Below are 5,890 nucleotides of genomic sequence, written 5' to 3' on the forward strand. Positions count from 1 at the left end.
GGCGTTGCGGTGAACACCCAGATCGTCAAGACGCTGATGGAGCGCGAGTGGATCCGCATCGTCGGTTACCGTGAAGTCCCCGGCCGCCCCGCCATGCTCGCCACCACCCGCACCTTCCTTGTGATCTCGGGCTCTGCTGTCGCGATGACATTAGCCCCAAGATAGCGCATGCCTACCCGCAAATTGAATAGGCGGCCACCTGGTGGTCAGGAGTTCACTGCAGGGAAGTGGTCGCGGATACAGGAAGCTCAATTGCAGAAACTCGACTCATGCTGAATCTGCTTGTGAGGATCGGTAAGGGACGTGAGGCGAGTTATTCCCTCCGCAGCCGGCCAAGTGGTTGCTGCTGAAAGTGAATGCCCAACCAGGAATGCTGTGGCAGGCCAAGGCCAACCGCGAGCCATAAAAAACCCCGGCAGGGCCGGGGTAGTTGGAGACGTATGCCGTCCGGATAGCCCGGTGTCAGGCGGAAGCTGGGAAGGGGAAGGCGCTCTGTTCGCCAGTTTCAAGGTTGACCATCAGCCAGTGCTTGCTGGTTTCACCGTACCGAAGTAGTTCCCAAACGATGGTCATGCCGGCAGTAGTGACGGCCCGATTGATTAGACAGTCTTGGCTGCGCAGCGACTCAGCGACCGAGCACGATTTGCTGGTGTCATCAGGCAGGGTCTGTATCTCCGGGTAGGCGTCGAGCACGTTGGGGAACGTCTTGCGCAGCTTGGCGTCGATGGCACCAAACACGATCTGTCCATGCCGCGCATCGTTGCCCAAGTCCAGCCACATGGCCTTGGCTTTCAGGTTCCCGATAGCAACCCTTGCGGAGGGGACATCGACTGCGCTGATGATGAGGGCGGCGTGCGCTATGGCCTCTTCGGTTTCCACGCAGGGGAAACGATAGGGAAGGCCCACCCACTGCATGCCGAGCATCAGGTTGTAGCGGTTCGCAAGGCTGACGGCTTTGAAGTGCCCGAGGTCGCATGTCCAGAACCGCTGGCGGACGAGGTTCGGCTCGCGCACAACGCTGTCATCGATGATCGTGACTTTCAGCCCATAGGGATGGCCAAGGGAACGGATTGCGTGATGGAAAGACGCGAGGCAGTCCACCACTTCACTCCCGTTGCCCCCGGCACCGATCACGACGATGTTGATTGGCGACGAGAGCCAGTCGTTTGGGGCCTTGAACGTGGTCATGGCCGGCTTGATCGCAACCGCCGCGCTCATCGCTGGGCCTCCTGCACAATCGCCTCAAGGGTGACCTGATCGCGATAGCGCATGACCGGGACAAGCGATTTTGCAGGGAATTTTTTCGCCCTGGATTCGGCCAAGCCACGGTAGTAAGCGACCATCCCCGAGAAGTTCTCGCACCCCTTGATGGGCGTGACGGAACCGAGGTGGGTATTGACGCTCTCCAGTACGAACCGCTCCCAGGTGGGGATGTTTTCCACCAGAACTTCCTGCGGTAGCTTCACGTTGCCAGTGCAGAAGTTACCATCCTGATAGACGTTGCCCAGCGGTGCGTAGAACAGCGGGGTGCTCGGCTCCGGGCGCTTGTTTCCCTTGTAAGCAAAGCAGCGCAGAGGCTTTCCTTCGCCAGCGCAGAAGATCAGGCCCGGAAGCGGCGCTTTAATGGTGGCTTCGGGGAACGGCACATCGATCACTTGCGGAGCCACATACCAGACCAAGCAGCCGCGACCGCGCACTACCAGATTGCTCGGAACGAACTCGATCTGCGGCTGCTCGTTCAGCAGCAGTTCGACCAAGGATCGTTTGTCGTGCTCGCTGAACGCTCGGCCCGCCCCGAGAACAAATCCTTTGCCGCCCTCGATTGCGAGCACGTCATGACTGGTGACGTTCACCTGCCCGGTCTGCGCGTGGTGGTGAATGAGCATGGCTTTGCTGGTGGTCTCATTGCTGATCATTGGGGGTTCCTAGGGATTCGCAGATTTTGCCCAGTAGCTGTATGCAGGAGGCGGTATCACGGAGTATCGGAAGCGTTTGGCTTGCCATCTCCGGGCCTTTCAGGGGCAACCCGATTGCGGGGTAGCCGCACCCGTGTACCTGCCCGTCGTAACCTTCATAGGTACTATCCAGCAGGTTTGGAAAATCCCCAGAAACCTGAACCACGATGCTTTCGAAGAACGTCATGCCATCGCTCGCCGTCCCTGCCATGCTGTGAAGGTCGTGGTCAAAGCAGTAACCCTGTTCGGCTTTGGACAGGCACAGTTCCAGCGCCTCAACCAAGACCATCAGCGTGTCGGAGTAGGGGTTGCCTGCCTTCATTGCCTCTAACGCCTGTCTACGCAGGGTTCGCATCTCCTGCGGCTTGTCGGCCCCCAGATAGAAGCCCGACAGCTCGGTCAGTTCATGCATCTCCACCAACATCGCGGCGAAACGCTCCGCAGATTCCTCGTCGAATCCTTCGTCGCCGGTAAAGCTCCAGGTATCGAAGCCCAACTGCTCGTCCGGCGTGGTGAGCAGGTATTCCGTCATTTGCTCCACTGTTGCTGCACTGACCATCTGCTTCAACGAGGCGTAGGCCCCGGCGACTTCGTGGTTGTAGTAGCTGCCCTCGCCGAGGAACGTAGCCGGCGTGTTGAAGGGGATGAGGTAGTGCGTCATCGCGTCCAAGGTCTTGAACAGGATGACGCGGACCTCATGGAAGTCATCCACTTCGGGGAGTTCGAGGAAAAACTCCGAGAAGCACCCGCCTTCGAGAACGTAGTGCTCCCCTTGGATACCTCGCTCGATGCTGCTTTCAGCAGGCTCGGGAAGGGTAAGGACACCATCCAGCGCTGCGCCGATCTTGTCGAACAGGGCGCTAGCGCAGTCAGGCCCTTGCTCAATGAGTTCGGCCACCGCATCGATCTGAATGAGGCTGGCGTCGATACAGTGCAGGGTTGCCCCAGCGGCAACACAGGGATCGGCGTAGGGAGTGGTTAAGCTTTTGAGCAGAGCGGCTTTGTCCTTGAACAACCCCTTGGTTGGGAGAGCTAGAACACGCTCGATGCCGGCAACGACCTCACCAGTCAGCCGATGAAGGCCATAGGCGTTCGGGTAATGCTCCAGCCACTCCAGAGCCTCGGGGCCGATCAGCCCGCTGTCCAGAGCCTGCGTGCAAAGCGCGCTGTGCCCTTTAAAGTCCACACAGGAAGCGTTGGACAGCGCGAACTGCTCGTTCTGGGCTACCCGCATCGCTTGCGCGATGCCGGGCAGCGCGAACGGATTCAGCGCGGAAGGGGGAAGCTGATAACGCCGGGTGTTGAGGGAGATTGCAGCAGCGCCCATAACCGCCTCTTCTGGTGCTGTGAAAGTGAGTCATCGTCCTCGGCTGGAGAGACGCGGGCAGTTAGGTCGCCGCGCTCCCAGCTTTTGAGGATGGACAAGGGATCAGCCTTTGGCGCCGAACCCGGCTTCTCGGAATTCATAGACATAGGTGTCGTTTTCCTGAATGGGGGGGACGATCTTGGCCCCGGTGAGGCGGGGGTACTGGCGGGCGTAGTGCTTGAGAACTGCCTCGACTTCCATGCTGGGGTTCGGGTCCGGCAAATCACGGCCAGACATGCGGAAAACTCGGTCCAGAGAAATCACTGCAACAGTCATGGGGATATCCTTAGAACGAGGCGGCAAGGCTGTCGAAGGGAGCCGGCGCAGCGGGCTGCTGAGCGTGTTCCGCCGCAGGCGGCTGGGAGTCACCTGCCTCTTCGTCATCCTCGTCAGAAGCCTCAACAGTGGCCGCAGGCTTGGTTGCAGGCTTCTGTACCGCAGCAATTGCTTGAGCGCCCAGGGAGCGAATTTGCTCCAGCATTGCCGAGCCTTCGTTGACCGCCTGAATGTGGTGGGTCACACGGTCAAGTAGTGCAGCCTCTACTTCGGCTGGGGTGCCCGCGACCACCAGCGGCTTAGCCAGCGCCGCCCGCAGCGCCGCCTCTGCGTCAGTTGCTTTTTCCGGCGTTGGGCCGAGGTTCGCACTGAGCAGAACCTTGATTCGGCCTTCACCCAGCCCTTCGATGTCTACGGTGATGCGCTGCTTGGCGTTCGCTACTGCCGGTGCCACTGCGGAGAAGAAAGTGGTGCTCATGATCGGTTCCTGTTCAGGCTGCGGTTTGTTGGGAGCGGGGGGCCGATTTGCCTCCCTGTGCCGATAGTTCTAACGCAGCCGGCAGATATCCCAACCAATTGAACTGGGTGAATGCGAGGACCGCTTTGATGAGGTCTTCCGATTTGCCAGTGGCGAGTTTCTCAAACGCTTTCTCGCCGTTGACTTCGTTGTATTTCTCGGCGAATCCAGACCGCTTGCAGTCCTCCACGATGCCGGCCTTCACCTGCGCCTTGAGGTACGCCTCATTCATCTGGAAGTGCTCGACTGGTTGAATGCCTGCGTGCTGGATGAATGCCAGCGACTGGCGACCCGACACCGATTTGTCGAACTGGTCGGTAGCGTCAGTGCGGAACACGCTGCACGCCGCCATGCTCGACAGCAGTCGCATCAGGTCGTCCTCGGTGCGCTGCGCAAGTTTCACTTCCAGATCAGCGCGCTGGTTGCTGATAAGGCCCCGGCCTTGTATCCCGAGGTTGCCCTCCATGCGTTCCCGCAATTGGCTTGGAATCTCGTTGCGCACGTCGAAGTACATGCTGGTGACAGCCACTGCGAGAGCAAGGCGACGGTCATCCATTACTGCCTTGGTCGCCATCCGGCTGTACAGCGTGAATGCCTCGCGGCGGATCGCTCGCTTCAACTGCGCCGGTTGCGCTGGTGTCGAGGTTGCCCCCGGTTTTCGGGACGTGCCCGGTTCACTGGCGGGCTGGCGAGGCCCGGCGCTGCCCCCGGTGGTGTTCCCGTCTGGCTGCTGTGGTGGTGTGGCAGCTCCCGACGCCTCAGCGACCAGTGCCTTGTACTGAGCATGTTTATCGGCGTTGCACTTTCGGTCGAAGCAGTAGCCGCCTACCACCTCACCCTCGCGCCCAGCAGTGGTGGATACCACCGCCCCGTAGTTGGAGCAGGTGACGCAAGCCGCGAGTTGGGTTTCGCCGACCCCGGTGGAGCCCTTCGCTTCCAGACGGATATATCCGTCCTGGGGCAGAGTCTTGTCGGTATGGGCGACGCCGAACTCTTGCTGCGCGTCGATCAGCTTCACCTCGATGAGCGCAGCGGTCTTTCGGTTCCAGCAGACCGCGTTCTGGCAGCGCGATTCCCCAAGACTCACCTCGAACAGGTCAGCATTAGCACCCGAGTTATGGACACAGGAGCGGCATTCTTCGGTGTCGAATCGCGCCGATCCAAGATCGCGGGTGAGTGTCAGCAGGCGGTCGCGGGTATCGACAACGGAGTATCCCTTTTCGATGATCCGGCCAAGGATGGCCGGCTGATCGGCAGCTGGAAGGCGGCAAAGCAGTTCGGCGTGGCCAATCCTGATCTGATCCTCCAGCAGCGCCTCTGCAACGGCATCACAGGCGTGCGACAGCAGGATGCGGCTGTCGAGCATAGTGCGCGACCATCCCAGCGCCTTCATGACGGCTGCATGGTCATTCGCGTTGTCAGCCAGCAGCACCACGGCGTGCTGTGCTTCTTCAATGGGTGTGAGGTCAGACCGCTGCAGGTTTTCAACCGCTGCCAGCATGCGTGCTTCTTCATCGCTCATACCGCGAATTTCTGCGGCAATCGTCGTCTTGCCCGCGTCAATGGAGGCGGCGTGGCGGGTATTGCCGAACACAACTTCGAAGTCGTAATACGGATCATCACTAACCGGACGGATAAGGATTGGTTGAAGTACGCCATTTGCTCGGACACTTTCAACAAAAGCTGAATAGCTCGCTTTCTTTCGGCCCTTGCGCGGGTCAATTTTCGGATTGCGGCGTATACGGGATACAGCGACTTCTTGAACTTGGGCTTGAG

6 protein-coding genes and 1 pseudogene are annotated in these 5,890 nt (G+C 59.8%); 1 reads left to right on the plus strand and 6 read right to left on the minus strand.

All coding sequences use genetic code 11. The annotated features are described in order from the left end of the window. A pseudogene (locus FAS41_RS30055) lies at nt 1–120 on the plus strand (SMC-Scp complex subunit ScpB); the annotation flags it as partial. A gap of 342 nt (nt 121–462) precedes the next feature. On the opposite strand, the gene FAS41_RS30060 reads toward FAS41_RS30055, so the two are convergent. The 6 genes from FAS41_RS30060 to FAS41_RS30085 all read right to left on the minus strand — a co-directional run. Further along, nucleotides 463–1,218 carry a PRTRC system ThiF family protein gene (locus FAS41_RS30060; protein WP_138526915.1) on the minus strand — a complete coding sequence of 252 codons (756 nt, stop codon included), beginning with the start codon at nt 1,216–1,218 and terminating at the stop codon, nt 463–465. Next, nucleotides 1,215–1,916 carry a PRTRC system protein B gene (locus tag FAS41_RS30065; protein WP_138526916.1) on the minus strand — a complete coding sequence of 234 codons (702 nt, stop codon included), beginning with the start codon at nt 1,914–1,916 and terminating at the stop codon, nt 1,215–1,217. The genes FAS41_RS30060 and FAS41_RS30065 overlap by 4 nt, the downstream gene beginning before the upstream one ends. Beyond that, nucleotides 1,903–3,282 (minus strand): hypothetical protein, encoded by a 1,380-nt coding sequence (locus tag FAS41_RS30070; RefSeq protein ID WP_138526917.1) that lies wholly within the window; start codon nt 3,280–3,282, stop codon nt 1,903–1,905. The genes FAS41_RS30065 and FAS41_RS30070 overlap by 14 nt, the downstream gene beginning before the upstream one ends. A 102-nt stretch (nt 3,283–3,384) precedes the next feature. Further along, on the minus strand, nt 3,385–3,597 hold the full coding sequence (locus FAS41_RS30075; RefSeq protein ID WP_138526918.1) for a PRTRC system protein C: 213 nt from the start codon (nt 3,595–3,597) through the stop codon (nt 3,385–3,387). 10 nt (nt 3,598–3,607) lie between these two features. Continuing rightward, nucleotides 3,608–4,075, minus strand: a complete 468-nt coding sequence (locus FAS41_RS30080; RefSeq protein WP_024766601.1) for a hypothetical protein — start codon at nt 4,073–4,075, stop codon at nt 3,608–3,610. Between the two features lie 13 nt (nt 4,076–4,088). After that, the coding region (locus tag FAS41_RS30085; RefSeq protein ID WP_246084974.1) for a PRTRC system ParB family protein at nt 4,089–5,890 on the minus strand (1,802 nt) is incomplete at its 5' end.

It is taken from the genome of Pseudomonas nicosulfuronedens, from assembly GCF_005877905.1.
GTDB lineage: Bacteria > Pseudomonadota > Gammaproteobacteria > Pseudomonadales > Pseudomonadaceae > Pseudomonas > Pseudomonas nicosulfuronedens.

Coding starts and splice junctions, on each gene's coding strand:
- FAS41_RS30060 (WP_138526915.1), bottom strand. CDS start 1,218: ATGAGCGCGGCGGTTGCGATCAAGCCGGCCATGACCACGTTCAAGGCC.
- FAS41_RS30065 (WP_138526916.1), bottom strand. CDS start 1,916: ATGATCAGCAATGAGACCACCAGCAAAGCCATGCTCATTCACCACCAC.
- FAS41_RS30070 (WP_138526917.1), bottom strand. CDS start 3,282: ATGGGCGCTGCTGCAATCTCCCTCAACACCCGGCGTTATCAGCTTCCC.
- FAS41_RS30075 (WP_138526918.1), bottom strand. CDS start 3,597: ATGACTGTTGCAGTGATTTCTCTGGACCGAGTTTTCCGCATGTCTGGC.
- FAS41_RS30080 (WP_024766601.1), bottom strand. CDS start 4,075: ATGAGCACCACTTTCTTCTCCGCAGTGGCACCGGCAGTAGCGAACGCC.